Origin of the sequence: Kribbella sp. VKM Ac-2566 (assembly GCF_004366005.1) — a bacterium.
In the GTDB taxonomy this organism is placed as follows: domain Bacteria; phylum Actinomycetota; class Actinomycetes; order Propionibacteriales; family Kribbellaceae; genus Kribbella; species Kribbella pratensis.
The window spans coordinates 263439-289678 of the sequence record NZ_SODT01000001.1 but is presented as its reverse complement, the minus strand read 5'-3'; the positions used below and the strand labels follow the sequence as shown (position 1 = coordinate 289678).

Below are 26240 nucleotides of genomic sequence, written 5' to 3'. Positions count from 1 at the left end.
CGCGCACGGTGAAGTCCGTGCCGCCCCAGGCTTGCTTGGTGAGCTTCTGGGCTAGCTCCACGCCTGCCGCGAGATCACCAGCGCCGGGCTCACCTTGCGGGAGTACTCCGCGTACAACTCCTTGACGTTTCGGGCTTCGATGAAGGCCATGATGAGCCCTTCCTCGCGCGCGGTGTCTGCAGCGAGCACCGGCTCATGCACGAACCGCAAGTGCACGCGCCGCCCGTACATTGCGAACGCACAGGACCGGCCGCGCGGCGTCGAGCCGGATGGGCTTCGCAGCGTCGGGTGGTCGTGGCCCGGCATCCGCGACGGCTTCGAGTATGGGCATGGCGTCCCTCCCAGGGTTGAGCTGGAGTAGGTGGGCCTTGCCCTTTCGGCGTCTTGCGCCGTTGCGCCCCGACTAGAGACTAAGCTCGCGCTTTCGCACGAATTTAGCACGGACGATCGCCTCGCAGCGCCCCCACTGCACGCTAACCCGACCACACTCGGAGCGGCATGAAGAGGCCCTGAAGGATGAGCTCGGCCGCCCGGAGTGATCATCGTTGGCATCGGCGTCCTGGTTGACTTCGTAAGTCGGCGGGTCCTGTGGGCCACTGGAACGGTCGACGATGCACCCAGCAGCACGACCTACATCGGCAACGGCAGACCCCGGTGGACCACGCCCAAACCAGGCCGAAACGTCACGGAAGTCGTGACACATCCATAGTCACCGCTGTCCTGATACAGAACGGTCACCGTTGTCCTGAGACATCACATCCTGACCTGTCAGGATACGTTGCATCTGATCGAACATCTGTTCTAATGTTGGCTCAGTTCGCGGTTCTCCACCCGGATTGTCCGCCGGACCGAGCCTGCCACCCCCGATGTGGACGGCCCGGAGGACACCGCCGCCCGGGTTGTGAGGGCCCGGGCAGTGGAGATTCCGCACAACCGACTTTGGTACAAGCTGGAGCGAGGTGATCACGCGACGAGAGGACAGCAGATGTTGCTGGAACATCGCGGCCGTCGACCGGTCGTGCCCGAATCCGCGTACGTCGCCCCATCGGCCGTGCTCTGCGGTGCCGTCGTCCTCGGCGAAGGCAGCAGGGTCCTGCACGGTGCGGTGCTGACGGCGGAGAACGGCGAGATCCGGCTCGGTGAGAACAGTGTGGTGATGGAGAACGCCCTGGTGCGCGGCCGGGCCGATCATCCCGCGCTCATCGGCGACGCGGTCCTGGTAGGTCCCCATGCACATGTCAACGGCGCCACGGTCGAGGACGAAGTCTTCATCGCCACGGGCGCCGCGTTGTTCCCAGGTTCGGTCGCCGGCGCAGGCGCGGAGCTCCGGATCAACAGCGTGCTGCACGTGAACTCGCGGCTGGAAGCAGGCACGGTCCTCCCGATCGGATGGATCGCCGTCGGCGACCCGGCCCAGCTCTTCTCCCCCGACCGGCACGAGGAGCTGTGGCAGATCCAGCGCGACCTGGACTTCCCGGGCACGGTGTACGGCGTACCTCGCGGTACGTCCATGCGCGACATCATGGCGCGCCAGTCAGCGTTCTACGGCGAGCACGCTTCGGACCGCCCGGCAGACCCGACCTGACCCTTCAGGTGACGGTCAGGCGGTAGCGGTCAGGCAGCGGGCAACAGCGGTCAGGCCGTGGTCAGGTTGTGGAGTTCGAAGTGACGGATCTGGGCCGGAGAGGAACCTGCGCAGGTCAGGCCGTGGTCAGGTTGTGGAGTTCGAAGTGACGGATCTGGGCGGGAGAGGAACCTGCGCAGGTCAGGCGGGCGTCGACGGTGTCGAGGCGGGCCGAGACTTCGACGGCGATCAGGCGCCGGACCGGCGAAGATCCTGATGCCGTTCCGTTGGTGGATGCGAGGAGGATTCGCCAGCGGTGCTCGCCGATGACTTCAACGGTTTGCGGAAGGAGGTTGTCGACCGCGGGTGAGTGACCCGCAGCGCGGGCGAAGTGCTGGGCGGCTTGGACGGGCGGGACGAACGCACCTGATCCACGGAGGAGATCGGGTACGACGGCACCCTCGTCGTACTGCTTGGCGAGTTCGGCGGCGCGGGTCGGTGCGACGTGCCCGTAGAACAGGCCATGCGGCAGCACGACCACGTTCGCGGCGAATCGGTCACCGCCGATGTGGCTGCATTCCCAGGTGCGTTCTGGGTAGGCGGCAGTCAGCGCCGCAGCGACCGGGCGTCCGCGGACGGCGCAGCACGCGTCGTGTCGGCCGTGCGTGCACACGAGGTAGACCGGCGCAGTGCTCACCACGCCCACGTCCTTGCCGGCGAGGACGTTCAGTAGGTGTTCGTCCGTCGGCAGGTCGCCCCAGCGAACGAGTTCGCGGCCGGGGCGGCAGTCCACCAGTCCCCAGCGCCGGGGACCAGCCCGATCGACCCGGCCGTACCGGCGGATCAGTACGGGCCGGATGCTCAACTCGCGGCATCGGCGCGCGACGACATCACCCAGTTCGGCACCGGACGAGCTGTTTCGAAGGGAGGTCAGGGCTTGGCGGGGCCAGGCGGAGCGGGACTCGATGAGGAGCCAGCGCTCGGCCGGCGGAGCGGTCGCGGTCAGGGAGTCGTGACGGAGGTCAGCCTGCGCCGCGCAGCCGGTCTCCGGTCGGTATCTGATGTCACCGAGGTCCACGCCACCTCACGATACGGTCGCCGACTTCAACTAGCAGATGGTCACCCGCGGTGGTCACTGGGCGGTGGTCACTGGGCGGCGGTCACTGGGCCGTGGTCACTGGGCGGTGGCGACGACTACTGCCTCCGTGAGGAGGCGGCGGACCAGGACGAGTTGGTCGGCGTCGTCGAGGCCCGGGAGGTTTCCCACCTTGCAGTCGGCGCCCGAGACGAGTTCCGTGACGGCTGCGGTCGTGGCGGGCGGGAAGGTAATGGTTCGGTCCGGGAGTTGGAGGACGAGCGGGTCGCCGGGGACGAGACGGCAGCGGAGACCGGCACGGAGGCGGACTGTCGTACCGACGGCGAGGGAGGTGATGGACGCGGCGTGCGCCAGCGGTGGGACTGGAGCTGGGCGGTTGCTGGACCAAGTACGGCGGCGGAGGCGGTTGGCCAATTCGTCCGGGGTCGCCGTACGGAGCTCTTGCGTGAAGAGTTCGACCACCTGCGGCAGCACTTGGGCTAGTTGCTCCGGGTCGCCAGGATCGAAGCCGAGAGGTAGTGCGGTGCGCAGGGACGCCTGATCCGCAGCAAGGGCAGCCAGCTCCTGTACGAGCAGGTAGCGCGTCAGTGTGTGTATCCCGACCGTCAGGTGTGCGCTCACACCACCTAGCGCCTTGGCCGAGTGCAGGAAGCCGCGCGGCACGTACAGCGCATCACCGGGCCGCAGGACTTCGTCGATCACCGGTGCCTGGTCGCGGGCGGCCTCTTGAACGGCCCGTGCATGGTCGGTCCACGGCTGGTTGCGGAGCGGGTCGAGATGAACCGGCTCGTGGATGGTCCAGTGCTTCTCGCCGGCTACTTGCAGTACGAAGACGTCGTGTACGTCGTAGTGCGCGGAGAACCCCTGCGACTCGGCCGGAGTGATGTAGGCGTTGATCTGCACCGGGTGACCAGCGTCCGCGGACAGCTGGGTGGAGAAGTCGACCAATGCCGGCCAGGTCCGGTGCAGTGCCTGCAGGACGACGGTGTGCCCGCTGGCGAACAGCGCGGCTACCTTGTCGTCTCGTACCTGGTCCGCGATCTCCGCGCCCGCACCAGCCGGTCCGGTGAACTGGCTGTCTCCGACCACCGACCCGTTCTTCGCGATCCGCAGGAACGGCGTCCGTAGGCCGCGGCGCGACAGCAGTTCGTCCACGGCGTCGAGACTGAACAGGTCGTCGTACGGCGCGGGGAGGTCGGGGCCGTGGGACAAGAGTGCCCGCGAACCCCAGTAGGAGTTGGCGAATTCGTCCAGATCCCCCGCCACACAGCGCCGGAGTGCCGGGCAGTCGTCTCGCAACTGCTCACCGCCATCGGCCGCCGACTGCGCGGCCGGATGGTTGTTCTGCGGGAACTGCCCGGCCTCCGGCACAGTGGTCACCAGCTTCCGGAGTTCCCGCCGGCGCCGCCGTCCGCGCCACCATCGGCACCACCATCAGAGCCGCCCGCGCCACCGTCAGCACCGCCATCGGTCCCGCTGGGGTTCGCGCCGCCGTCCGCAGTACCTTCGCCGGCCCCGCCCGCAGCGCCACCGTCAGCGCCACCGTCAGCGCCACCGTCCTGGGTGCCCTGCGACGCGCCGCCGTCAGCCGGGCCCTCGCCGTAGCCGCCGCCACCCTCGCCGCCGCCTCCACCGGCACCACCGTCGGCGCCACCGTCCTGAGTGCCCTGTGAGGCGCCACCGTCGGCCGGACCTTCGCCGTAGCCGCCGCCTCCACCGGCACCACCGTCAGCGCCACCGTCGGCGCCGCCGTCCTGGGTGCCCTGCGATGCGCCACCGTCGGCCGGACCTTCTTCGCCATACCCGCCGCCCCCGCCGCCGGGTGCAGCGGTCGAGCCGCTCGAGCCTCCGTACTCGCCGCCGCCCTCGCCACCTTCGGACGAGGTGTTCATGTCGTCATCGTTGAGACCCATTGTGCTGCTCCCTTCGCGAACGGCCAGAAAGTTGCCCAGGGAATACCAACCGGGGCACTGGTCATCTTGTGCGCAAAGAGGACCTCAGCTAAACCCCACGCGCGTTACAGCGCCAACTCGATTGGACGGCAGCAGCTCCGACAGCACCTTCACGAACCCGTCGGTCACGTCCTCAGGTCGTACGGCGACCCGCAACCAGTCCGGCCCGAGCCCGGGAAACGTATCCCCACGCCGTACCGCAAACCCCTGTGCACGCAGGGATTCCCGCACCTCGGCCGCCCCCGGCACATGGACGAGAACGAACGGCGCCCGCGCCGCGCCGTACGTCGAAAGTCCGTTGACCGTTCCGAGACTGTCAAGCAGATGGACACGTTGGCGTTCGATGTCGAGCGCAGCCTGGGCCGCTTCCGCGACGGCACGCTCGTTGCTGCAGGCAATTGCCGCCGCAAGCGCAGGAGTGGACACCGGCCAGTGCGGCTGGACCGCGGCCAGCTGCTCGATCAGCCCCGCGCCGGCGATGACGTACCCGACCCGCAGTCCCGCGAGTCCCCACGTTTTCGTCAGGCTCCGCACCACGACCAGCCCGGGGATCGACGCGCCGGCGAGCGACTCGGGCTCATCGGGTACGGCGTCCATGAACGCCTCGTCGACGACCAGGATCCGGTCGGGTCGCGCCAGTTCGCGCAGGTCGTCGGCGCGGTGCAGCACCGATGTCGGGTTGGTGGGGTTACCAATGACAACGAGATCAGCGTCAGCCGGTACGGCGGACGGGTCCAGGATGAACCCGTCCTCGGGCCGCAGGATCACCCGGTCGACCAGGTGCCCGGCCGAACGCAGCGCCGCCTCGGGCTCGGTGAACTGTGGATGAACCACGACCGGATGCCGCGGCCGGAACGCCCGCGCGATCAGCACGAACGCCTCCGCAGCCCCCGCGGTCAGCAGCACCCGGTCCGCCGCGACACCATGCCGGTGCGCGACCGCGGCAACGGCGGCGTCCTGCCGTGGGTACGCCGCCAGATCGGTCAGACTCGCCGTGATCGCGTCGAGCAACCAGGACGGGGGTGTGCCCGTGCGGACGTTGACGGCGAGGTCGACCAGCCCCTCACCGACCTCGAGATCGCCGTGATGCTCCAGATCAAACCCATCCGCCACGCCAGGAGGCTAACGGGTCAGTGAGTTCCTCGGGCCAGCCGGTCCGCGCACTGGTCAGCGAGGAGTGACTGAGTACCGACGGTTCTGCAGGGACGGGTTGCGCTTGCGTACGTCGGCCAGTCGCTCGGCTGAGATCTCAGCGAACGCATGCCCGTCTGCCTCACCCACGGACGCCAGTGCGATGCCCTGCGGGTCGATGACCTGGCTGAGACCGCAGTACTTCTTGCCGTTCTGTGCAGCCGCTGCGACGTAGCAGGTGTTCTCCACAGCACGGGCGGTGAGCAGTGTGGTCCAGTGGTGCTCCTTAAGCGGTCCACGGACCCAGGCGGCCGGGACGACGAGCACCTCGGCGCCGGCGTCGACAAGCGCGCGGGAGAGCTCTGGGAAGCGCAGGTCGTAGCAGGTCATCAGACCGAGTGAGTGGTCGCCGATCTGGACCACAACCGGGGCTACGTCACCAGGTGTCAGCTGGTCGGACTCCTTGTACCCGAACGCGTCGTACAGGTGGATCTTGCGATAGGCGCCGAGCAGTGCGCCGTCCGCGCCGACAGCCAGGAGTGTGTTGTACGGACGATGCTGGTCGCAGCTGCGTTCGAACATCCCCGCCACGATCGCCACGCCGTGCTCGACCGCAGCCTTCCGGAGCGTAGTGACGAACTCGCCGTCGAGCGCCTCGGCAGCCTCCGCCACCGACTCCCCCTCGACCGCGAAGTCGGACATCATCGCCTCCGGCAGCACCACGAGGTCAGGCCCGCCCTGCGCGGCGTCCGCGACCAGACGGCTGACCGCGTCCCGGTTGGCGACCTTGTCGTAGCTACTGGCGGTCTGCACCACGGCAATCCTCATCTCTCCATGGTGCCGCAGAAAACTCGCGGCGCCTCAGCCGCACCGCGCAGGTGGCGCCGGACAGGTGCGAGACTGCTGCGGTGGAGTTCGACGTGGTGGTGCTGGCGGGGGGCGGGTCCACTCGGTTCGGTGGTGTGGACAAGGCGATGCTCGTGCTCGACGGGCTGTCGTTGCTGGACCGGGTGTTGACGGCGACGGCAGGGGCCGCCTCGACTGTGGTCGTGGGCCCGGTGCGTACGACGTACCGGGAAGTGGACTGGACGGTTGAGGACCCGCCGTCGGGCGGGCCAGTAGCGGGGCTGGCGGCCGGACTCCAGCACGGGACTGCACCGGTCGTCGTGGTGGTGAGTTGTGACCTGCCGTGGATCACCGAGGCCGACGTGACGACGCTCGTCCAGGGGCTCGCGGAGCACGACGGTTACGGGCTGCGCGACACCGACGGCCGGGAGCAGCAGCTCGCGGCCGCGTACCGGCGTACCGCGTTGGCGAAGGCGATCCACGACGTAGGCGACCCGAGAGACAAGTCGGTACGCCGTACGCTCGCCGGCCTCGACCTCGCCTGGACCGAACCGACCCACGCAGGCGACGACGTCGACACCTGGTCGGACCTAGACGGCTGAAAACCGCTGGACGTCGACAATAAGTTCGACGCATGGATGTCGCGCAGCTGGTGAGGGACGTCGTCCGCGTCGACGTCAGCGAGGTTGTGGAGCGCACCGGCGGGCAGTTGAGCACCGTGTACGAGGTGCGCACGTCCGCAGACCCGGTGATCGTGAAGGTCTACGCGCCGGAGTGGCTCTGGAAGCAGGCGAAAGAAGTACACGTCTACGGGATGCTGGAGCAGGAGCTCACCGGCTCGATCCCACGGGTGATGCACGTCGGTGACGGCGTCACGATGCTGTCGAAGGTCGACGGCGTTCCGCTGTCCGAGGCCGAGCCGCCCGATTGGCGGGCGATGTACGCGCAACTCGGCGAGCTGTTGCAGCACGTTCACCGCATCGCGCAACCGGCGTACGGCTATCTGACCGATCAGATCCTCGACCCGCTGCCGGACAACGATCAGTACATGCGACGGCAGTTCGCGAAGAAGCTGCAGGAGTTCGAGCAGCTCGGCGGTGACCCGAAGCTGCACGCCGGGATCACTGCCCACGTCGAACAGCACGCGCACCTGTTCGCGGACAACCGGGCAGCCGTCCTGTGTCACAACGACTTCCACGAAGGCAACATCCTCGTGGATCCGACCACCTGGCGCGTGAACGGTTTCATCGACGTGGAGAACGCGATCGCCGCCGATCCGCTCATCGATCTCGCGAAGACGATCCAGTACTCCGCCCACGACAACCCCGAGAAGCTCGCCGGCCTCACCGACGGCTACGGCGCCGTACCCGAGGACCGGATCGACCTCTACCGGCTCTATCACTCGCTCGAGCTGTGGGACTGGTTCCAGTCGATAGGCGAGACCACTTACCTCGACTCCATCGCACAGGACCTGGCGAAACTCGTCGAACGCTGAGACGAACGCTGAGACGAACGCTGAGTCGAACGCTGAAGAGAGCGCTGAAGGTAGGTTGGGCAGCATGCGAGCTGTCGTGGTCAAGGGTGCCGGCGGAATCGACGTCCTCGGGATCGGCGAGATCCCGGACCCGGAACCGGCGTACGACGAGGTCGTCATCGACGTCGTCGCCGCCGGCGTGAACCGCGCCGACCTGCTCCAGCGGCAGGGCTTCTATCCACCGCCACCGGGCGCTCCCGGCACGATCGGCCTCGAGGTGTCCGGCCGGATCGCCGCGGTCGGCGCCGAGGTCGAGGGCTGGTCGGTCGGCGACGAGTGTTGCGCGCTGCTCGCCGGCGGCGGGTACGCCGAGAAGGTCGTCGTACCCGCTCCGCAGGTGATGCCTGTGCCGGACGGTCTCGACCTGGTCAGTGCGGCCGCGCTGCCCGAGGTCGTCGCGACCGTCTGGTCGAACATCTTCATGACCGCGCACCTCAAGGCGGGCGAGACCCTGCTGGTGCACGGCGGCTCGTCCGGGATCGGCACGATGGCGATCCAGCTCGGCGTCGCGCACGGTGCGCGGGTGCTGACCACGGTCGGCACCAAGGAGAAGATGGAGTTCTGCACCCGTCTCGGCGCGGACGTCGCGATCAACTACAAGGACGCCGAGTGGGCGTCCGTGGTGAGCGAGGCGACCAAGGGCGCGGGCGCGGACGTGATCCTCGACATCATGGGCGCGAAGTACCTGACCGACAACGTGAAGTCGCTCGCGTACGACGGGCGCCTCGTGGTGATCGGGATGCAGGGCGGGGCGAAGGGCGAACTGGACCTCGGACGGCTGCTCAGCCGGCGCGGATCCGTGATCGCTACTGGATTGCGGTTCCGTTCGGTGGCGGACAAGGGCCGGATCATCGCCGAGGTCGTCGGCCACGTCTGGCCGCTGATCGCGGAGCAGAAGGTCCTTCCGGTCGTCCACTCCACGTTCCCGCTCGAGGAGGTCGCGAAGGCGCACGAAACCCTCGAGAAGTCCACCCAGCTGGGCAAGGTCCTCCTCACTCTGTAGGCAGGTTGGCGGCGACCCATTCCGGGTCGGGCTCGACCAGCTGGATCACGTCGATCCAGGTGCCGGCCGGGTCGCGGACGAAGAAGTGCCGTTGGCCGAAGACCTCGGTCTTCGGGTCGCCCTCGAGCTTCACGCCGCCCGCACGCAGCGCGGCGGCGATCTTGTCGGCGTCGTCGACGACGAAGCCGAAGACGCATCCGCTCTCGGTCTGCGCCGACACCGCCGCCGGAATCGTCGGGTGGCCGCGCTCCATGATCGCGAGCTCCCAGTCCGCCGTGCCGCGGCGGACCGTGATGAACCAGCCGAGATCGATCCCGACCTGCAGGTCGAGGTACTGCGTGTAGAAGGCGGCGACCTCCGAGGGGTTGTCGGTGACGACGGTCGCGCCGAATGCCGCGGGTTGCATAAACTCTCCTGACTACTACAGCTGTTGTTGTTCTGTACGACAGTTGTAGTGGAACTCTGCTAGCCTTGTCAACATGCCCCGGAATCCGGAACGCCGTACTCGACTGGCCGACGCAGGCCTCGCCGTGCTCGCGGAGGCCGGCGCCCGCGGCCTGACCCACCGAGCCGTCGACGCCGCCGCCGGACTCCCGGCCGGTACGGCGTCCAACTACTTCAAGACCCGCGACGCCCTGCTCGGCGCACTCGGCGAGCGGATCTTCGAGCGCCTCGCCCCGGACGAGGCCGTCCTCGAGCCGCTCGCCGCTCGCGAGCCGGGCCTCGAACTGATGACGGACTACGTCCACTACATCGTCGAGCGCCTCCTCGGCCGGCCGGAACTCACGCTCGCCCTACTCGAGCTGCGCCTCGAAGCGGCCCGTCGACCCGGCCTGCACGAGATCCTGTCGCGCACCCTTCGCCAGGGCTTCGACGCCGACGTCGCCTTCAACGCGAACGCCGGCCTGCCGGGCGGCGCCGAGGAGATCCGCCTGCTGCACTTCGCGATCGACGGCCTCGTCCTCGATCAGCTGACCCCGGGCACCGGACGCCCGTACGACGTGAAGGCGATCACCGCCCGCCTGGTCCGCCGCCTGACCCGCGAGGATTGACGGCCACATACTCAGTATGCATACTCAGTATCCATGTCGATCAAGCATGGATTGCTGGCGCTGCTCCAGGACAATCCGAAGTACGGCTACCAGCTGCGCGGTGAGTTCGAGGCCGCCACCGGGGCGACCTGGCCGCTGAACATCGGGCAGGTCTACACGACGTTGACGCGCCTCGAACGTGACGGCCTCGTCCGCGCAGCGTCGTCGGAAGGCGACGGCCGGTCGATGTACGAGATCACCGACGCCGGGCGCGACGAGTTGGCGAAGTGGTTCCAGACCCCGGTCGCCCGGGAGTCGCGCCCGCGGGACGAGCTCGCGATCAAGCTCGCCCTGGCGCTCGCGGTGCCGGGTGTGGATGTCAGCGCCGTGGTCCAGCGGCAGCGGATGTCGACCATGCAGTCGCTGCAGGAACTCACCCGGCAGAAGCGCAACAGCGCCGAGGGGGAGATCTCCTGGCAGCTGGTCATCGAATCGATGATCTTCGGCGCCGAGGCCGAGATCCGCTGGCTCGACCACTGCGAGGCGATGCTGTTACGCCACCGCGGCAAACCACGGCCGGCTCCCCAGAGGTACGACGTACCGGATGAGCAGGAGGCCCACTCGTGATCCTCGACATTCGCCAGTTGACGCGGACGCACGGTCAGGGTGAGCAGGCCGTGCATGCCTTGCGGGGGGTGGATCTGGCCGTTGCGCCGGGGGAGCTCGTCGCCGTGATGGGACCGTCCGGGTCCGGAAAGTCGACGTTGCTCACCTGCGCCGGCGGTCTCGACCAGCCGACCGCAGGCGAGGTACTTGTCGACGGCAACGACCTCACCACGCTCAGCCGGAACGCCGTGGCGGCGCTGCGTCGTCGCCGGATCGGCTACGTGTTCCAGGACTTCAACCTCATCCCGGCGCTGACCGCGGCCGAGAACGTCGCGCTCCCGCTGGAGCTGGACGGCACCCGGAGCCGGGCTGCGCGCAAGTGCGCCGTCACCGCGCTGCAGGAGGTGGGAATCGAGGAACTCGCCGACCGCTTTCCCGACGACATGTCCGGTGGCCAACGGCAACGAGTGGCGATCGCCCGCGCGATCGTCGGCGAACGCCGCCTGCTGCTCGCGGACGAGCCGACGGGCGCGCTCGACTCCGACACCGGCGAGGCCGTCCTGCGGCTGCTCCGGGACCGTTGCGACCAGCACGGCATCGGCGGGGTCCTCGTCACCCACGACGCCCGGCACGCCGCCTGGGCCGACCGCGTGGTCTACCTGCGCGACGGCGTACTGGTAGGACAGGCGGGCCCGCTTCCGGATGCGGATGCGCTGCTGCAGGAGAGCCGCTGATGGGCCAGTGGAGTGCGCCGCTGCGCATCGCTCGGCGTACGGCGCGAAGATCGCTCGGCCGCACGTTACTGGTCGCGGCCCTGATCGGCCTGCCGGTGCTGGCCGCGAGCTGGCTGGGCATCGTGCTGAAGTCCGCGAGCCCGAGCGGCGAAACGCTGGCCGCCAACACGATCGGCCGCGCGGACGGCCGGCTCGATGTCACGCAGTACGACAAGCTTCAGGTGCCGCCGGGCCGGGAGATGACGTACGGCGAACCGTCGCCGGCCGAGGGCCACGACAAGGCGGTCCGGACACCGTCGGCGTTCGACCCGAGTCCACTGCTCCCAGCGGGGACGAAGCTGGCCCGCCAGTTCGTCGACTCCGGCATGGTCGAAGTCCGTATCCCGGACTCGAGGACCACGGTCACGCTGCTCACGGGCGACGGCGCGAACCCGTTGACGACCGGGACCGTCAAGCTCGACAAGGGCCGGCTCCCGGCGAAGCCCGATGAGGTCGCGATCTCGCCGTCACTCGCCGAGAAGCTCGGCCGGACCGACAGAGTCGAGAGCACGAACGGCAAGAGGTACGCCGTCGTCGGCATCGCCCGGATGCTCACCACACAGAGCACGCCGGCAATCTTCGCCACGCCGGACTCCGCGCTGAACCATGTCGACCCGACGCGCACCGTCCAGTACCTCGTCGACCTGCCGGACTCGGCCGACACCGACCAGCTCAGCGCCGAGCTGGTCGACAAGGGCTTGTTTCTCTTGCCGCGAGCAACCATCGTCGATCCGCCACCGGACCCGTACGGCACGACCGCCGACGACATCGGTCCGTACGCCGCGATGGCGCTGGTGATCGGCTTCGGCATCCTGGAGATCGTGCTGCTCGCCGGTACGGCGTTCGCGGTCGGCGCGCGCCGCCAGACCCGCGAACTCGGTCTGGTGATGGCGGCCGGAGGTACGCCGGGTGACGTCCGGCGGATCGTCGTGCTGCAAGGTCTGTTCGCCGGACTGGTCGGCGTGGCCGGCGGACTGGTGATCGCCGCAATCGCGGTGGTCAGCGCGAAGCCCGTCTGGGAACGGATGACGGACACGATCTTCACGGCCTGGCAGATCCCCTGGGGCACGATCGTGGCGATCGCCGTCCTCGGTCTCGGCGCCGGACTCGCCGCTGCCGTCGTACCGGCGATCAGTGCCGGTCGGCAGGCGCCGATGGCTGCGCTGGCCGGGCGGTTCACCGTGACGGCGAAGGCGGCGCGGATCCGGCTCGCCGCGGTGGTCCTGCTCGCCGGCGGGCTGGTGTGCGTCTTCGCGGGCAGCGCGCTGATCGCCGCCGCGTTGAGGTCGGCGCGGCACTCGCCGATGGGTCAGCAGGCGAGCGCGACGCCGAGCGGTCCGATCGCGCTGGTCCTGCTCGGGATCACGGCGTCGATCATCGCACTGGTGTGGATGTTGCCGAGTCTGGTCGTGAAGGTCGCCGGCCTGGCGCGGTCGCTGCCGTTGAGCGGCCGGATGGCGATGCGCGACGCCGCACGGCACCGGCATCGCACGGGTCCCGCGACCGCGGCGATCATGATGGCCGTCGCCGGCACGGCTGCCGTCGCGTTCGCCGCGTCCAACTCGATTGCGGCCGACGCCGCGAACTACGTCGCAGCCGGCCGGCACGGTGACGCCGTACTGCGTGTCAACCAAGGCGTTCTGGGTGAGACCACGATTACGCCGGCGCTCGTCTCGGCTTTGAACGCGCAGTTGCCGGTGCGGACGCAGTACGAGCTCGGCGACGTACTGTTGCCGAACGCAAAGCCCAACGAATACGGCTACCTGCCGATCCTTGCGGTCGCGACGCCGGAGAGCTCCGAGGGAATGGCCGGATTCAGTCTGCAGGCAGTGGATCCGGCGTTCATCGCCCGGTTCGGGGAGTACGGCGAGAAGGCTGCCGCCGCACTGCGGGCCGGCAAGGTGGTGGTTCCGGGCGTCGAGCTCGAGCCCGGGCAGAAGGTTGCCATGCACAACGATGACGACCAGAACTATCTGCGGAACCTCGACGCCGTGTCGTTCGGTGGCCCGCCCGCGGTCCAGTTCCTGCGGGACACCGCGTTGATCAGTCGGGACGCGGCCCGCGAGCTGGGCACGATCCGGGTCAGCGAGGTGCATTTCGAGCTGACGAGGGAGCCGTCCAAGGACGAGCTCGCCGCGGTCGCCCGGACGCTCGGGACGGATGAGGGGCTTCAGGTCGAGAAGGGGTACCAGAGCCCGGGACGGCTGTTCCTGATCGGGATCCTGCTCGCGGCGACGGTGGTCACGCTGCTCGGCGTCGCGATCTCGGTGTCGTTGTCAGCTGCCGAGGGACGAGCCGATCTCGCCACACTCGCTGCGATCGGTGCGCCCCCGAGGCGCCGACGGTCGCTCGCGGCGGCGCAGGCGTGGGTGCTCGGACAGCTGGGCTGCGTGCTGGGCGTGGGAGTCGGTGCGCTGTACGGCTACACCGCGCACGCGGCGTTCGGGTCACCGCACTTCGTGGTCCCGTGGGCGGAGATCGGCGGCATCGTGATCGTCGTACCGCTGTTCGCCGGCCTCCTCGCCTGGCTGCTCACCCGTTCCCGCCTACCGATGGTCAGCCGTATCGACTAACGCGATCTCTGGGTGGGCAACGGGGTACGGCGGTGTGCTTGTGATGCGCCATTGGCCGCAAGCACACCGCTGGTACACGACCAGCCCTTCGCTGACGTGGTGGCTCGAGATCGTGGACCAGCGATGGCGGTGGAGGTCGGTCATGGATCCATCGTGATGTAATGGCATTATGCATCTCAACCCTTACGGCGCGGACGCGGTCCTGCTCGCGGTGAACCTGGTGACGCGCCCGGCGAATACACCGGACGAGCTGGCCGAGCGGTGCGAGGAGAGCGGCGTCGAGAGCCGCCTGGTGCGCGAGCGGCACGTCACCGCCGCGGATCTGGCCGCCGTACGCACCGCGCTCGACGAGTGGCTGCTGGTCGTGGACGCACCGGACGAGCAGGCGCGGGTCGACCTACTGAATGCGATGCTCGCGAAGTACACCGAGCATCCGCGGCTCACCAACCACGCCGGCGACGGCTGGCACATGCACTACCGCCCGGACACCGTGCCCGTCGGGCGACTGGTCGCGACACTGATCAGCACCGGTACGGCGCTGCACCTGGCCGGCCGTGGAATCACCCGGCTCGGCCGCTGTGCCACCGAGGGCTGCGACAACGTGTACGCCGACCTCGCCCGCACCGGGCGCCAACGCTACTGCAGCCCCGCCTGCGCCAACCGGGACGCCGTACGCCGCCACCGAGCCCGCGCCTCATGACCCCGGCCTAGGATGGGCAGATGAGTGAGAGCAGCAGCGAGGGCCAGGAAGTCCCGATGGCCGGGGCGCGCACCGAAGACGGCAAGGTGCTCATCGTCGGACCGGACGGCATGGCCGTCGAGGGACCGCCGCGCTCCGACGAGGACGAGCACGACGACGAACCGCGCTCGGTGACGGAGTTGGTCGAGCAGCCGGCCAAGGTGATGCGGGTCGCGAACATGATCCGGCAGCTGCTGGAAGAGGTGAAGTCGGCACCGCTCGACGAAGCCTCCCGGGCGCGACTGCGCTCGATCCACGAGGCGTCGATCAAGGAACTCGAAAGCGGCCTCGCGCCGGAACTGGTCGAGGAGCTGGAGCGTCTCAGCCTCGACTTCACCGACGACAGCACGCCGACCGACGCCGAGCTGCGGATCGCGCAGGCGCAGCTGGTGGGCTGGCTGGAAGGCTTGTTCCACGGCATCCAGACAGCGTTGTTCGCGCAGCAGATGGCCGCGCGTCAGCAGCTGGAGCAGATGCGTCGTGCACTGCCGGGTGGCCAGCAGTTGCCCGGCGAAGAGCACCCCGCGTTTCCCGGCGCACCCCAGGCCGCCAACACCGACGGCCCGGGCAGCGGCGGGATGTACCTGTAACGCCTTATTTCAAAGGCTGGAAGAACTCCTCGAGGACGGCGGCGACGCCGTCCTCGTCGTTTGCGGGGGCAATTCTGTCCACCACCGCGAGGACTTCGGGGTGCGCGTTCGCGACGCCGTACGACGTTCCGGCCCAGGCGAGCATCGGAAGATCGTTGACCGAGTCACCGAACGCGATCGTCTCAGCAGCCGAGATCCCTTGTGTGGCGGCGAAATCGGCCAGCATCGTGGCCTTCGAGACGCCACTGGCCGAAATCTCCACCAAACCGTGACCTCCACTGTGACTGGCGGTCACTCGTTGGCCCACCAACGGATTCACCAGTCCGAGCAGCTCGTCGGACTGCAGGCTCGGATGCCGGACGAGCAGCTTGGCGGCCGGCTCCGCGAGCAACTCCTCCACCGCGGCGACCAAGGTGTCGTCCGGTGTCGGCCAGCGATTCAGGTAGACCGGTTCCTGTCCGTAGCGGTCCGGTCGCTCGATGGCGAACTGCACGTCCGGAATCGCCGCCCGGATCGCCTGCGCCACCTCGAGTGCGACCGCGGGCTCGATCAACCTGGTCCGAATCGCCTTGCGGCGCAGGACGTCGTACAGAATGGAGCCGTTGGCAACAATCGCGACACCGTGCTCGCCGACCAGGTACGACAGGTCGTGCAGCCAGCGAGGTGGCCGGGCGGTGACCATTACGAAAACACTTCCCGCCTGCTGCGCCGCGAGCACCGCGGCGCGGGTCCGGTCGGACACGGTGCCGTCACTACGGACGAGCGTCCCGTCGAGATCGGTGGCTATCAAGCGGGGGTTTCGCGGAACCGTCACCGGGTAACGATATCGCCACGGCACCTTCGCGCGAGCTGGTCGCGCACTACCCTTCCAGGTGCCTCGGGCGCAAGCGGTAAGACGTTGGTTTCAAGTCTTTTTGACTTATCTGATTGAGCTTTTGACAACGTCACCAGACCGTTACGGCAGGATGCTGCAAAGGCAGCTAGTTCCCCTGCGCCACCCGGGGGACGCGTGATTTCATGCGGTGGCCTGGCGGGGAACCGGGGGCTGTTCGTTCGCGTCGTAAGCCTGTTCTGGATCAGCGCGACTGATGCCGCCCCACCTCCGGAAGCACATACAAGCGTCGAAGAACTGTTGTGGAATTGGCTGCAACCAAAACCGCGGCAGCGACGTCAACAGTTATGGATCGGTCCGTCCCGCGCCCGGGACGACACGGTGGGCAGGCACATTGCGCAGGTCCATCAGCTAGCGGATCCGTGCGGACGAACGTCGTTCACCGTTCGTTCATTCGGGTCTTGATACTTGGGGAGCCTTGATGATCGTCAACAGCGCCAATCTAGCGGGGCCGGGGGGCAGTAGCTCCCGAGCGGCTGTCGACACATGTTCCAAGGGGGAGGGGGCAATGACCGGCTGCATCGCGCGTTCCGACATTTTCCAGCACCGCCTGATGGAGGAGCCGCCGCCGGCGTCCGCAACGCGTCGTACGAGGGAGCGCTACGAGCAGCTCGTCCGCGAGGCCAAGACGATCTGCGCGTCGTGCCCGCTCTTCACGGACTGCCTGTACAGCGCCGTCGCCGAGCACGACGTGAGCGGCTTCGTCGCCGGAACCACTGCTGCGCAACGGCGTTCGATCCGCAACCTGCTCGACGTCGAGGTGCAGGCGGACGACTTCGACCAGCTTGCCGGCGCGCGGGGCACCCGCCGTCCGGTCAGCCACGAAGAAGTCCTGCGGCTGCGCACCCAGTACCCGAACGACAGCCTGGAGTCCCTGGCCATGCGGCTCGGCTGCTCGCTGTCGACGGTCAAGAGGCACCTGCGGCGGGCCCGTCGCGGTCAGAGCCCGGCAGCCAAGACGCCGCGGCCGCGGCCCGAGCTCGGCGCCGTGCTGGACGCGTTCGACACCGTCGTCGACCAGCAGCACCAGCCGCGCCGCACCGGCGGCAGCCGAGTCGCCTGATCCGATACTCGGCCCGCCAGCGGACTATCGGACACCCCACCCTCTCCTTCCTCTTTTTGAACTGAAGAAAGAAGGAGAGAGGGTATGAGCTTGGCCCGGACGCCCCGTGATCACAGGGAGTCCGGGCCTTTCGCTTGCCTATGGCATGTGGTTTGTCAAGTGGTTTCGGTTCTGCCCGAAAAGGTTGCCTAGAACCAGCGGTTGAGTACGGCGGCGACGCCGTCGTCCTGGACGGACTTGGTGACCTCGTCGGCGGCGACCTTCACCTCGTCCGGAGCGGAGTCCATCGCGATGCCGAGACCGGCGTACGTGAGCATCTCGATGTCGTTGCGTCCGTCACCGATCGCCAGCAGGCCGGCCGGGTCCAGGTTGTGCTGGGCGAGCGCCACCTTCAGGCCGGTCGACTTGTCCACACCCTCGGGCGCGATGTCCAGCCACGCGGTCCAGCCCACGAAGTAGCTCACCCCGTGCAGGCCGAGGCGCTCTGCCAGGTGGACGAAATCGCTCTCGGACTGGTCCGGGTCCCGGATGATCAACCGGGTCACGGGTTGCGGTGCGAGCTCGTCGTCGCCGACGACACGGATTCGCGCGTTCGCGCCGAGATCGCCGTCCGGGAAAGGCGCGGTGACCAGGTAGCTGCCGTCCTGGTCCTCGACCGCCATCCGTGCTTTCGGCGCGTACCGGCGCACCGACGTGATCACCGTCGACGGGTCGAAGGTCCGCTCGTCTACGACCTCGCCGTCCGGGTAGCGCAGCGTGCGCGCACCGTTGCTGCAGACAACGAATCCGCCGGACCGCAGCCCGAGCCGCTCGGCCACCGGCTTGGTGGTCGACCAGGCCCGGCCGGTGGCCAGGATCACGGGCACCTGCTCGGCGGTACGGCGGACCGCGTCGACGACCGCGGGTGACATCCCCTCGTCGTGGTCGATCAGCGTCCCATCGATGTCCAGGGCAACGGCCGTCGGCCGCGGACCATCCGTCATTTGGCGACCGGTTCGAGGACCTCGCGGCCGCCGACGTACGGCTGCAGCGCGGTCGGCACCCGGACCGAGCCGTCGGCCAGCTGGTGCGTCTCGAGGATCGCGACGATCCAGCGAGTGGTCGCCAGGGTGCCGTTCAGCGTCGCGACCGGCTGCGTCTTGCCGTCGGCGTCGCGGTGCCGGATGTTCAGGCGGCGGGCCTGGAAGTCCGTGCAGTTCGACGTCGAGGTCAGCTCGCGGTACCGGCCCTGCGTCGGCACCCACGCCTCGCAGTCGAACTTCCGGTACGCCGAGACGCCCAGGTCACCGGTCGCGGTGTCGATCACCCGGTAGCTCAGCTCCATCTTGTCGAGCATCTCCTTCTCCCAGGCCAGCAGCCGCAGGTGCTCCGCGGCCGCATCCTCCAGCCTGCAGTAGGAGAACATCTCGACCTTGTCGAACTGGTGGACGCGGATGATCCCGCGGGTGTCCTTCCCGTGCGACCCGGCTTCCTTGCGGTAGCACGACGACCACCCGGCGTACCGGATCGGGCCGTTGCTCAGGTCGAGGATCTCGTCCATGTGGTAGCCGGCCAGCGCGACCTCCGACGTACCGGTCAGGTACAGCTCGGGGTCCTCGAGGCGGTACACGTCGTCGTGCGCCGACAGGTAGCCGGTGCCGCCCATCACCTCGGGCTTGACCAGCGTCGGCGTGATCATCGGGGTGAAGCCGTTCTCCACCGCCTGCTGGACGGCCAGCTGCAGCATGCCGAGCTGGAGCAGCATCCCGACGCCCTTGAGGAAGTAGAACCGGGATCCGCTGATCTTCGCGCCGCGTTCCATGTCGATCGCGCCGAGTAGCTCGCCCAGCGCCAGGTGGTCGCGGGGCTCGAAACCCTCGGCCGCGAAGTCGCGCGGCTTGCCGACCTCCTCCACCACCACGTAGTCGTCCTCGCCGCCGACCGGGGCCTCGTCGGACACCAGGTTCGGCAGGGCGGCGGCGAGCTCGTCGAAGCGGCGGGCGGCGTCGTTCGCGGCGGCCTCGTTGGCCTTGACCTCGGCGGCCAGCGCCTTGGTGCGCTCGAGCAGCGCGGTGCGGTCGTCACCCTTGGCCTGGGCGACCTGCTTGCCGAGCGACTTCTGCTCGGCCCGGAGCGCCTCGAAGGCGGAGATGGACGATCGACGCTCCCCGTCGGCGACCAGGATCTGGTCGACCAGGTCCGTACTCTCGCCGCGCTTGGTCAGGGCGGCGCGCACGACATCAGGGGTCTCACGGAGCAGTTTCGCGTCAATCACACCCTGAGGGTATCGGGGCGTGTCAGAACCGGCGAAGTCTATTCGGGATGATGATCTAGGTACACGTGACCACCTAGGGGGATCTGAGCGGGCCATGAACCATCACCCACCCGGTCCGATCGGTCGTGTGCTCACGGTCGTGCTGGGTGCGCTGCCGTTCGCCGTGATCACGGTGCTCGTGTTCGGGCACTGGCCGCCGCTGGCCCGCTGGGACCAGTCGGTCGCCGCTCGAGCTGCGTCGTACGGCGCTGCGCACGAGAGCGTCGTGGACGTCTGGCAGGTGATCGGGGCGGTCGTGCTGCCCTGGACGTCGCGGGCGGTGATCGTGGTCGTCGCGGCGTACCTGTGGCATCGCCGGGCGCGGTTGCTGACCGTCTGGTTGCTCACCTCCGCCGGCGCCGAGCTGGGCCTGGTGCAGGCCGTCAAGGCGATCTTCGAGCGGGAGCGGCCGGCGCTGATGCTGGTCGAGAACGGCGGCTTCTCGTACGTGTCCGGTCACGCGACGGCCGCGTTCGTGATGGCCGGCGCGCTCGGTGTCGTGCTGCCGTCGGTGCGCGGCTGGCGGCGACGGTTCCGGCTGCTGGTGCTACTGCCGGTGATCGCGGTGGTGTGGATCGCGTCGGCCGACCGGATCGCGCTGAACGTCCATTACGTGTCCGACGTACTCGGCGGCTGGGCGCTCGGGCTGGCGATCCTGACCGCGACGTCGATCGGGTTCGGCCTCCGGCCGGGGCTGCGGCGGCGCCGTCGGCGTACCCCGTCGGATGGTGACGGTACGACGGCTCCGCCCCGGGCGGCCGTCATCGTGAACCCGATCAAGGTCGGCGACGGCGTGGCGTTCCGGCGGAAGGTGACGCGGGCGCTCGCGGTCCGCGGGTTCGACGATCCGCTCTGGCTGGAGACCCGCGTGGACGACGCCGGGAACGCGATGGCGAAGCTGGCGATCGAGAACGAGTCCGACCTGGTGCTGGTCGCGGGCGGTGACGGGACGGTCCGCGTGGTGTGCTCGGCGCTCGCGCACACCGGGATCCCGGTCGGGGTGATCCCGGCCGGCACCGGGAACCTGCTGGCGCGCAACCTGCACATCCCGCTCGACCTGGACGACGCGCTGGAGCGGATCCTCGAGGGACGCGACCGGCGGATCGACCTGGTCCGGGTCAACGGTGACGGGCTCGACACCGACCGGTTCGCGGTGATGGCCGGGCTCGGGCTGGACGCCGCGATCATCTCCGACGCCCCGCCGCACCTGAAGAAGCAGATCGGCTGGACGGCGTACCTGGTGTCGGCGGCGAAGAACATCAACCACCCGTCGGTCCGCGTCCAGATCACCATCGACGACGCCGAGACCATCGAACGCCGCGTCCGGACGGTCGTGATCGGCAACGTCGGCATGCTGCAGGCCAACATCCCTCTGCTCCCCGACGCCCGTCCCGACGACGGGCTCCTCGACGTCGTCGTGATCGCCCCGCGGCGCGTGACCCAGTGGCCGATCGTCGTCTGGCGGCTCCTGACCCGCACCCACCGCACCGACATGTACCTGGAACGCTTCACCGGCCGCAAGGTCGAGCTCGTCGCTGCCGTAGACGTCCAGCGCCAACTGGACGGCGATCCCATCGGCGCCGGCCGCTCCCTGTTCACCGAAATAGAACCCGGAGCCCTGACCGCCCGCGTTCCCAAACGCCGCTAGGGCTGCTCGGACTCCTTGCGGAGGTTCTCCAAGGCCTCTTCCTCTTCGGGGGAGAGTTTGGATTCGCTGGTGAAGGACTTGATTTCTTTGGCGTAGGTGCGGGCGTCGGCGCGACTGTTGATCGAGGTGAGGATGACGCCGTCGCCGTTGTCGTCGAGGATTGCCATCGACCAGGAGAGCTTGCCGCCGGTTTCGCCGAAGGCGTCGTACCGGACGACGGCAAGGTGCTGGAGGGTTCCCTTGAGCTCGCCGCGGGTGACTTCGAGGTCCTTGCCGAGCCTGCGCAGCTCCGACTTCACGGTGCCGGGTTTGGCCTCCGGCTGGGCCGGTTGGGCTTCCGGCTCGGGGACTGGGGCGGGTGCGACCTGGTCCGACGAGACCGTCCGGGCCCGGAGGGCCTGGATCGCGAACACCAGGGCAAGCACCGCCACGAAGAGGGCGGCGACCCCGAAGGCACCGGCTAACGTCGAAGACACAGCACGAGAGCCTAAGGCATCGAGTGTTATTCCTGAGTGTTCAGGTGATCGCACAGCGTGCACGACCGGGGACGGATGCGGTACCTCGGCCCGGGGCAACGTAGATTCGCGGCGTGACACATTTGCCTGATCAGGGCCCACAACCGGGCGTCCACGACCTCGGCTACGCACGGCTCGACACCGACCGGCTCGGGCGCACGGGAGACGCCGAAGTCGTCTACGGCGCGGGCAAGACGCCGTCTCAGGTCGTGGAACTGCTGCGAACCCTGCACGCCACACACCCCGGTCACGCCGTACTGGCGACCCGGTTGACGGACGAGGCCCAGGCGGCGGTGACTGCCGCGCTGCCGGATGCGGTGGTGGACCCGGTCGGCCGTACGGCGGTGCTCGGCGAACCGCCGACGCGGCGGGGAACTGTCGCCGTCGTGGCAGCCGGTACGTCGGACGCTCCGGTGGCTGCCGAGGCGGCGACGACGGCTCGCGTGTTCGGCGCCGGGGTGGATGTCATCACCGATGTGGGCGTCGCGGGGCTGCACCGGATCCTTGGGGAGCGGGAGCGGCTTGACGCGGCGGACTGCTTGATCGTGGTTGCGGGGATGGAGGGCGCGCTCCCGAGCGTCGTCGGCGGGCTGGTCGGGGTGCCGCTGGTGGCGGTGCCGACATCAGTTGGGTACGGCGCCTCGTTCGGTGGACTGGCTGCGCTGCTCGGGATGCTGAACTCGTGCGCGCCTGGGGTGACGGTCGTCAACATCGACAACGGCTTCGGGGCCGGGGTGTTCGCGGCACGCGTCGCTCGGCAGTCGGTTCCTCGCGAGACGAAGGAGGCGTGATGAGAGTCGCTTGGATCGACTGCTCGGCCGGCGCCTCCGGTGACATGCTCTTGGGCGCGTTCATCTCGGCAGGTGCCGACCTGAACGCGGTGAACGCGGCGGTCGCTGCCATAGACCCGTCGTTGTCCGTCACCGTTACGCAGACCGCCCGCCACCAGATCGCCGCCACCAAAGCCACCGTCGAGGTCAACGGCACGCCACATCCGGAGAACATCCCGGACGCCGGACACGGGCACGGGCAGGAGGCGGGCGTCGGGCACGGGCATGGGCATGGGCACGGGCACTCGGGTCCGACGCGGGCCTGGGCCGAGGTTCGGCGGCTGCTCGAGGAGGCTCAGCTCGACGACGCGGTGCGGGCGCGTGCGCTGGATACTTTCGGGCGTCTCGCCCGCGCGGAGGCTGCCGCTCACGGGGTGGAGCCGGACACCGTGCACTTCCACGAAGTCGGCGCGCTGGACGCGATCGCCGACATCGTCGGCGTCGCCGCCGCGTCCGTGTCTCTCGACCTCGATCACATCGTGGTCTCGACGATCGTGCTGGGCGGCGGGGGTCAGGTGCGCGGTCAGCACGGCGGCATCCCGATCCCGGGTCCCGCGGTCCTTCATCTGGTGTCCGAGGCCGAAGCACCGGTGACCGGCGGTCCGGCGCCGTACGAGATGACGACACCGACCGGCGCCGCACTGCTGGCGACGCTGGCGGACGAGTTCGGCCCGCTGCCGCCGATGCGGATCGAGCAGACCGGCGTCGGAGCGGGCGGCCGGGACCCGGTCGAGGTGCCGAACATCCTGCGCGTGGTGCTCGGTGCGTCGGCCGACGAATTGGCCACTGAGCTCGTCTACGAGACCAACGTCGACGACCTCGACCCGCGGATCTGGCCGCAGGTCCTGGCCCGGCTGATGGAGGCGGGCGCCGCCGACGCGTGGCTGACCCCGATCCTGATGAAGAAGGGCCGTCCGGCGCACACGCTGTCGGTCCTGGTCGGGAGCGCGAACGCCGAGACGGTCCGCGCGGTGATCCTGGCCGAGACCTCGGCGATCGGGCTGCGCGAGTTCGGGATCCGCAAGCACGCCGCGGACCGCGAGTTCGCGACCGTCGACGTCGACGGCCAGTCGATCCACGTGAAGATCGCGCGCTACGGCGGTCAGGTGATCAACGTGCAGCCGGAGTACGACGACGTGGCCGCGGCCGCGAACGTCCTGAAGAAGCCGGTGAAGTCGGTCCTCGCCAAGGCGATCGCAGCCGGCCACGACCTCTGGAGCTAGCGCGCTTCGGCGTTCTGCGCGACAACCTTCTGCTTGCGGCGGGGCCAGTCGTACGGCCACCACTGGGCGCCGTTGCGGCGGGCCCAGACGATCAGGCCGATCAGGACGGCCAGTTCGATCGCCGGGCAGAGAGTGTCGCGCAGGCGCGCGCTGAAGAACTCCAGGGAGTCCGACAGGCTCGCGGCGACCTGGCGCGCGTGCGGATCCCGCCCGGGGACGTACGCGATCGCGAGCATCGTCGTACGGACGACCATCAAGCCGTCGACCTTCGACGCGGCGACCGCGGCGAGGGCGGCCCAGGCGATCACGTCGTACCAGGGGAGCGAGTACATCGCGGTCAGCACCCAGGCGATCGCGTAGATCGCGGTGTAGCGGATCGCAGCCGGCGTCGGGTCGTCCGGGTGCGTTTGCGGCACCAACGACTTCGGCAGCACCTGCGTCAGGAGGATCGCGACCACGATCAGGCCGACCCAGGCGAGGATCGCCAGGACGGTCCGCACCAGACCGTTCGGCAGGAACAGGGTGAAGAAGCTCAGCAGCACCTTGTGCGGCGTACCGGTGGAGATGAACGACGTCTGCGACCGTGCCTGCTGGAACGCCTGCAGCCCGACGATCGCGTACAGCCCGCCCATCGCGATCGCGCCGCCACCGCAGAAGTAGAGGCACCTGCGACGGTCGGCCCGCAGCGCCCACAGCATCGCGATCCCGACCAGGCCGATCGACAGCTTGGTGCAGCCTGCGACGCCGATCAGGATGCCGGCCAGGAACACGTGCCGCCGGAACAGCACCAGCGCGATCACCGCGAACATCACCGCGATCGCGTCGTTGTGCGCACCGGCCAGCACCGACCACAGCAGCAGCGGGTTGGCGAGGCTGAGCATGATCACGCGCCGCTTGGCCGGCAGGTCCTTGCCGACCAGCTTGACCAGCAGCAGCCCGGTGACGACCAGGCTGATCGCGACCGACAACTGCAGCATCCACACCGTCAGTTGCGCGGAGTCGCCGCCGATCAGCGAGGACAGCCACTGGATCCAGGTCGCGATCGGTCCGTACACGCTGCGCGCGCCCTGCCACGGGCGCTCGGTCGCGGCGATCACCGGGTCGTACCCGAGCCGGATGGTGTCCGCCGGTGAGGCCGTGTACGGGTCGCCGCCGAGCGCCATGATGCGCCCGTACGCCGCGTAGATCAGCACGTCGCCCGACGCCATCGGCGGGACCAACGTGATCGCCGCCGTCGTACCGATGCCCAAGGCAATCAACCGGTCGACGCGCGGCGCCCAGCCGTGCTTCAGCGCCTTGGTGGCAAGGAAAACGCCGTACCCGCCGAGTGCGATCGCGACGTAGATCATCACCGACACCAGCCAGTCGTTCGGCTTGGTGTCGAACCAGTACGACGGGAGCCACGCGTGCCGGTTCGTCAGGGTCAGCACGACCACCGACGGACCGAGCAGGCCGACCGCGACGATCAGCGCCGTACAGGCCAGGTAGAGAGCGACAGCTCGGCGGCCGTACTTCAGGCCCAGCTCAGTGCTCATTGCGCAGTCTCCGCGGAAACAGACTGCGCAGCGACGGCCCACCACCGTCCGCGGGCAGCGCACTGCGAGCGGCGAGAGCACGCCGGACGTGCAGGTACTGCTTCGCGCGGTGCAACTGGCCGCGCAGATCCGTCCCGGTCGCGCGGTGCCGGACCTCGATCGGCACCTCCAGGATCCGGAAGCCCTTCCGGCCGAGGTCGATCGTCAACGCGGTCTCGACACCGAACCCGGCAGCCAGCGGTACGGCGGAATCGAACGCGGCCCGGGTGATGCAGCGCTGCCCGGACAACGGCTGCTCCGGCGCCCAGCCGGTCGCCTCCTGGATCCCGGCTCGCGCCAGCCGGACCACGAACCCGTGCCCGCCGGCTTTCGACCCGTCGGCCCGGACCTGTGCCGGCAATGTCCCGATGGTCATGTCCGCGCGGCCGGTCTGCACCGGCTCGATCAGCGGACCCGCTCCGGACGCGGTGTCGGTCAGGTCGGCGTCGAGGAACAGCAGGTGCCGCGGCCGCGCACCGTCCCGCTCCGCGACAGCGGCCGCACCGGTCTCCATCGCGGCGGCCTTCCCGCGGTTGTGCTCGTGCCGTACGACGACCGCACCGGCCCGCTCGGCCGCTTCCGTCGTACCGTCCGTGGAACCGTCGTCGACGACCACGACCAGGTCGACGCCGATGATCTTGTGCACCGCGTCGACGGTCGCCGCGATCCGGTCGGCCTCGTCCTTCGCCGGGATCACGCAGGCGACGGCACGCTCGAACGGTTCGTGAGACAGGTCTTCATCGGGCACAGCACCGCAGCCTAGT

Annotated in this window: 27 protein-coding genes; 14 read left to right on the top strand and 13 right to left on the bottom strand. The window is 68.9% G+C overall.

What is annotated here, in order from left to right; all coding sequences use genetic code 11:
• Positions 1-51 precede the first annotated feature (51 nt).
• Positions 52-201, bottom strand: a complete 150-nt coding sequence (locus tag EV647_RS41815; protein ID WP_166679925.1) for a hypothetical protein — start codon at positions 199-201, stop codon at positions 52-54.
• Positions 202-985: 784 nt separating this feature from the next.
• On the opposite strand from EV647_RS41815, the gene EV647_RS01420 reads away from it, so the two are divergent.
• Positions 986-1585, top strand: coding sequence for a gamma carbonic anhydrase family protein (locus tag EV647_RS01420; RefSeq protein WP_133783424.1), 600 nt, complete (start codon positions 986-988; stop codon positions 1583-1585).
• Between the two features lie 115 nt (positions 1586-1700).
• On the opposite strand, the gene EV647_RS01415 is transcribed toward EV647_RS01420, so the two are convergent.
• The 5 genes from EV647_RS01415 to EV647_RS01395 form a co-directional block, all read right to left on the bottom strand.
• Positions 1701-2642: a sucrase ferredoxin gene (locus EV647_RS01415; protein ID WP_133997116.1), complete on the bottom strand. Its 942-nt coding sequence runs from the start codon at positions 2640-2642 to the stop codon at positions 1701-1703.
• Positions 2643-2738: 96 nt separating this feature from the next.
• Positions 2739-4040 (bottom strand): cupin domain-containing protein, encoded by a 1302-nt coding sequence (locus tag EV647_RS01410; RefSeq protein ID WP_238176959.1) that lies wholly within the window; start codon positions 4038-4040, stop codon positions 2739-2741.
• Positions 4037-4573 carry a BatC protein gene (locus tag EV647_RS41810; protein WP_166680175.1) on the bottom strand — a complete coding sequence of 179 codons (537 nt, stop codon included), beginning with the start codon at positions 4571-4573 and terminating at the stop codon, positions 4037-4039. The genes EV647_RS01410 and EV647_RS41810 overlap by 4 nt, the downstream gene beginning before the upstream one ends.
• A gap of 84 nt (positions 4574-4657) precedes the next feature.
• On the bottom strand, positions 4658-5725 hold the full coding sequence (cobC, locus tag EV647_RS01400; protein WP_133997113.1) for an Rv2231c family pyridoxal phosphate-dependent protein CobC: 1068 nt from the start codon (positions 5723-5725) through the stop codon (positions 4658-4660).
• Between the two features lie 54 nt (positions 5726-5779).
• On the bottom strand, positions 5780-6571 hold the full coding sequence (locus tag EV647_RS01395; protein WP_133997110.1) for a carbon-nitrogen hydrolase family protein: 792 nt from the start codon (positions 6569-6571) through the stop codon (positions 5780-5782).
• Positions 6572-6651: 80 nt separating this feature from the next.
• On the opposite strand from EV647_RS01395, the gene EV647_RS01390 reads away from it, so the two are divergent.
• The 3 genes from EV647_RS01390 to EV647_RS01380 all read left to right on the top strand — a co-directional run bounded on the left by EV647_RS01390 (position 6652) and on the right by EV647_RS01380 (position 9126).
• Positions 6652-7191: a molybdenum cofactor guanylyltransferase gene (locus EV647_RS01390; protein ID WP_238175402.1), complete on the top strand. Its 540-nt coding sequence runs from the start codon at positions 6652-6654 to the stop codon at positions 7189-7191.
• Positions 7192-7223: 32 nt separating this feature from the next.
• A complete protein-coding gene (locus tag EV647_RS01385) occupies positions 7224-8084 on the top strand; it encodes a phosphotransferase family protein (protein ID WP_133997104.1) in 861 nt (286 codons plus the stop codon).
• A 64-nt stretch (positions 8085-8148) separates the two neighbouring features.
• Positions 8149-9126, top strand: coding sequence for an NAD(P)H-quinone oxidoreductase (locus tag EV647_RS01380; RefSeq protein ID WP_133997101.1), 978 nt, complete (start codon positions 8149-8151; stop codon positions 9124-9126).
• Here the strand turns inward: EV647_RS01380 and EV647_RS01375 are convergent.
• Positions 9116-9532, bottom strand: coding sequence for a VOC family protein (locus EV647_RS01375; RefSeq protein ID WP_133997099.1), 417 nt, complete (start codon positions 9530-9532; stop codon positions 9116-9118). The two genes, EV647_RS01380 and EV647_RS01375, sit on opposite strands and share 11 nt — an antisense overlap.
• A gap of 73 nt (positions 9533-9605) precedes the next feature.
• On the opposite strand from EV647_RS01375, the gene EV647_RS01370 reads away from it, so the two are divergent.
• The 6 genes from EV647_RS01370 to EV647_RS01345 all read left to right on the top strand — a co-directional run bounded on the left by EV647_RS01370 (position 9606) and on the right by EV647_RS01345 (position 15438).
• The gene (locus EV647_RS01370) at positions 9606-10178 is read left to right on the top strand and encodes a TetR/AcrR family transcriptional regulator (RefSeq protein WP_133997097.1); all 573 of its coding nucleotides are present in this window, start codon (positions 9606-9608) and stop codon (positions 10176-10178) included.
• A 33-nt stretch (positions 10179-10211) separates the two neighbouring features.
• Positions 10212-10784: a PadR family transcriptional regulator gene (locus tag EV647_RS01365; RefSeq protein ID WP_133997095.1), complete on the top strand. Its 573-nt coding sequence runs from the start codon at positions 10212-10214 to the stop codon at positions 10782-10784.
• Complete coding sequence (locus tag EV647_RS01360; RefSeq protein WP_133997093.1) at positions 10781-11497, top strand: ABC transporter ATP-binding protein; 717 nt, start codon at positions 10781-10783, stop codon at positions 11495-11497. The genes EV647_RS01365 and EV647_RS01360 overlap by 4 nt, the downstream gene beginning before the upstream one ends.
• Positions 11497-14109 (top strand): ABC transporter permease, encoded by a 2613-nt coding sequence (locus EV647_RS01355; protein ID WP_133997091.1) that lies wholly within the window; start codon positions 11497-11499, stop codon positions 14107-14109. The genes EV647_RS01360 and EV647_RS01355 overlap by 1 nt, the downstream gene beginning before the upstream one ends.
• A gap of 169 nt (positions 14110-14278) precedes the next feature.
• Positions 14279-14809 carry a CGNR zinc finger domain-containing protein gene (locus EV647_RS01350; protein ID WP_133997089.1) on the top strand — a complete coding sequence of 177 codons (531 nt, stop codon included), beginning with the start codon at positions 14279-14281 and terminating at the stop codon, positions 14807-14809.
• Between the two features lie 20 nt (positions 14810-14829).
• Complete coding sequence (locus EV647_RS01345) at positions 14830-15438, top strand: bacterial proteasome activator family protein (RefSeq protein WP_133997086.1); 609 nt, start codon at positions 14830-14832, stop codon at positions 15436-15438.
• Between the two features lie 4 nt (positions 15439-15442).
• Here EV647_RS01345 and EV647_RS01340 read toward each other — a convergent pair whose 3' ends face one another.
• Positions 15443-16252 (bottom strand): HAD family hydrolase, encoded by an 810-nt coding sequence (locus EV647_RS01340; protein ID WP_133997083.1) that lies wholly within the window; start codon positions 16250-16252, stop codon positions 15443-15445.
• Between the two features lie 586 nt (positions 16253-16838).
• Between EV647_RS01340 and EV647_RS01335 the strand changes: the two genes are divergently transcribed.
• Positions 16839-17393, top strand: a complete 555-nt coding sequence (locus EV647_RS01335) for a WhiB family transcriptional regulator (protein WP_133997080.1) — start codon at positions 16839-16841, stop codon at positions 17391-17393.
• Between the two features lie 188 nt (positions 17394-17581).
• Here the strand turns inward: EV647_RS01335 and EV647_RS01330 are convergent, their stop codons facing one another.
• Complete coding sequence (locus EV647_RS01330; RefSeq protein WP_133997076.1) at positions 17582-18376, bottom strand: HAD family hydrolase; 795 nt, start codon at positions 18374-18376, stop codon at positions 17582-17584.
• Positions 18373-19647: a serine--tRNA ligase gene (serS, locus tag EV647_RS01325; protein ID WP_133997073.1), complete on the bottom strand. Its 1275-nt coding sequence runs from the start codon at positions 19645-19647 to the stop codon at positions 18373-18375. Before serS ends, EV647_RS01330 begins: the two co-directional genes overlap by 4 nt.
• Before the next feature lie 94 nt (positions 19648-19741).
• On the opposite strand from serS, the gene EV647_RS01320 reads away from it, so the two are divergent.
• Entirely contained in the window at positions 19742-21334 is a 1593-nt protein-coding gene (locus EV647_RS01320) for a diacylglycerol kinase family protein (RefSeq protein ID WP_133997070.1), read from the top strand.
• Here EV647_RS01320 and EV647_RS01315 read toward each other — a convergent pair.
• Positions 21331-21810 (bottom strand): DUF4446 family protein, encoded by a 480-nt coding sequence (locus tag EV647_RS01315; protein ID WP_238175401.1) that lies wholly within the window; start codon positions 21808-21810, stop codon positions 21331-21333. The two genes, EV647_RS01320 and EV647_RS01315, sit on opposite strands and share 4 nt — an antisense overlap.
• Positions 21811-21923: 113 nt before the next feature.
• Between EV647_RS01315 and larB the strand changes: the two genes are divergently transcribed.
• The gene (gene larB, locus EV647_RS01310; RefSeq protein ID WP_133997067.1) at positions 21924-22640 is read left to right on the top strand and encodes a nickel pincer cofactor biosynthesis protein LarB; all 717 of its coding nucleotides are present in this window, start codon (positions 21924-21926) and stop codon (positions 22638-22640) included.
• Entirely contained in the window at positions 22640-23902 is a 1263-nt protein-coding gene (larC, locus tag EV647_RS01305; RefSeq protein WP_133997064.1) for a nickel pincer cofactor biosynthesis protein LarC, read from the top strand. The genes larB and larC overlap by 1 nt, the downstream gene beginning before the upstream one ends.
• Here the strand turns inward: larC and EV647_RS01300 are convergent.
• Both EV647_RS01300 and EV647_RS01295 read right to left on the bottom strand, forming a co-directional pair.
• A complete protein-coding gene (locus EV647_RS01300; RefSeq protein WP_133997061.1) occupies positions 23899-25437 on the bottom strand; it encodes a DUF2029 domain-containing protein in 1539 nt (512 codons plus the stop codon). The two genes, larC and EV647_RS01300, sit on opposite strands and share 4 nt — an antisense overlap.
• Entirely contained in the window at positions 25427-26224 is a 798-nt protein-coding gene (locus EV647_RS01295; RefSeq protein ID WP_133997058.1) for a glycosyltransferase, read from the bottom strand. Before EV647_RS01295 ends, EV647_RS01300 begins: the two co-directional genes overlap by 11 nt.
• Positions 26225-26240 lie beyond the last annotated feature (16 nt).

What these genes read in the sequence shown, in the direction of transcription:
- larC (WP_133997064.1), top strand. Translation starts at nt 22,640, where the DNA reads ATGAGAGTCGCTTGGATCGACTGCTCGGCCGGCGCCTCCGGTGACATG.
- EV647_RS01375 (WP_133997099.1), bottom strand. Translation starts at nt 9,532, where the DNA reads ATGCAACCCGCGGCATTCGGCGCGACCGTCGTCACCGACAACCCCTCG.
- EV647_RS01370 (WP_133997097.1), top strand. Translation starts at nt 9,606, where the DNA reads ATGCCCCGGAATCCGGAACGCCGTACTCGACTGGCCGACGCAGGCCTC.
- EV647_RS01330 (WP_133997076.1), bottom strand. Translation starts at nt 18,376, where the DNA reads ATGACGGATGGTCCGCGGCCGACGGCCGTTGCCCTGGACATCGATGGG.
- EV647_RS01385 (WP_133997104.1), top strand. Translation starts at nt 7,224, where the DNA reads ATGGATGTCGCGCAGCTGGTGAGGGACGTCGTCCGCGTCGACGTCAGC.
- EV647_RS01380 (WP_133997101.1), top strand. Translation starts at nt 8,149, where the DNA reads ATGCGAGCTGTCGTGGTCAAGGGTGCCGGCGGAATCGACGTCCTCGGG.
- EV647_RS01345 (WP_133997086.1), top strand. Translation starts at nt 14,830, where the DNA reads ATGAGTGAGAGCAGCAGCGAGGGCCAGGAAGTCCCGATGGCCGGGGCG.
- EV647_RS01365 (WP_133997095.1), top strand. Translation starts at nt 10,212, where the DNA reads ATGTCGATCAAGCATGGATTGCTGGCGCTGCTCCAGGACAATCCGAAG.
- EV647_RS01350 (WP_133997089.1), top strand. Translation starts at nt 14,279, where the DNA reads ATGCATCTCAACCCTTACGGCGCGGACGCGGTCCTGCTCGCGGTGAAC.
- EV647_RS41810 (WP_166680175.1), bottom strand. Translation starts at nt 4,573, where the DNA reads ATGGGTCTCAACGATGACGACATGAACACCTCGTCCGAAGGTGGCGAG.
- EV647_RS01320 (WP_133997070.1), top strand. Translation starts at nt 19,742, where the DNA reads ATGAACCATCACCCACCCGGTCCGATCGGTCGTGTGCTCACGGTCGTG.
- EV647_RS01420 (WP_133783424.1), top strand. Translation starts at nt 986, where the DNA reads ATGTTGCTGGAACATCGCGGCCGTCGACCGGTCGTGCCCGAATCCGCG.
- EV647_RS01355 (WP_133997091.1), top strand. Translation starts at nt 11,497, where the DNA reads ATGGGCCAGTGGAGTGCGCCGCTGCGCATCGCTCGGCGTACGGCGCGA.
- EV647_RS01395 (WP_133997110.1), bottom strand. Translation starts at nt 6,571, where the DNA reads ATGAGGATTGCCGTGGTGCAGACCGCCAGTAGCTACGACAAGGTCGCC.
- EV647_RS01300 (WP_133997061.1), bottom strand. Translation starts at nt 25,437, where the DNA reads ATGAGCACTGAGCTGGGCCTGAAGTACGGCCGCCGAGCTGTCGCTCTC.
- EV647_RS01335 (WP_133997080.1), top strand. Translation starts at nt 16,839, where the DNA reads ATGACCGGCTGCATCGCGCGTTCCGACATTTTCCAGCACCGCCTGATG.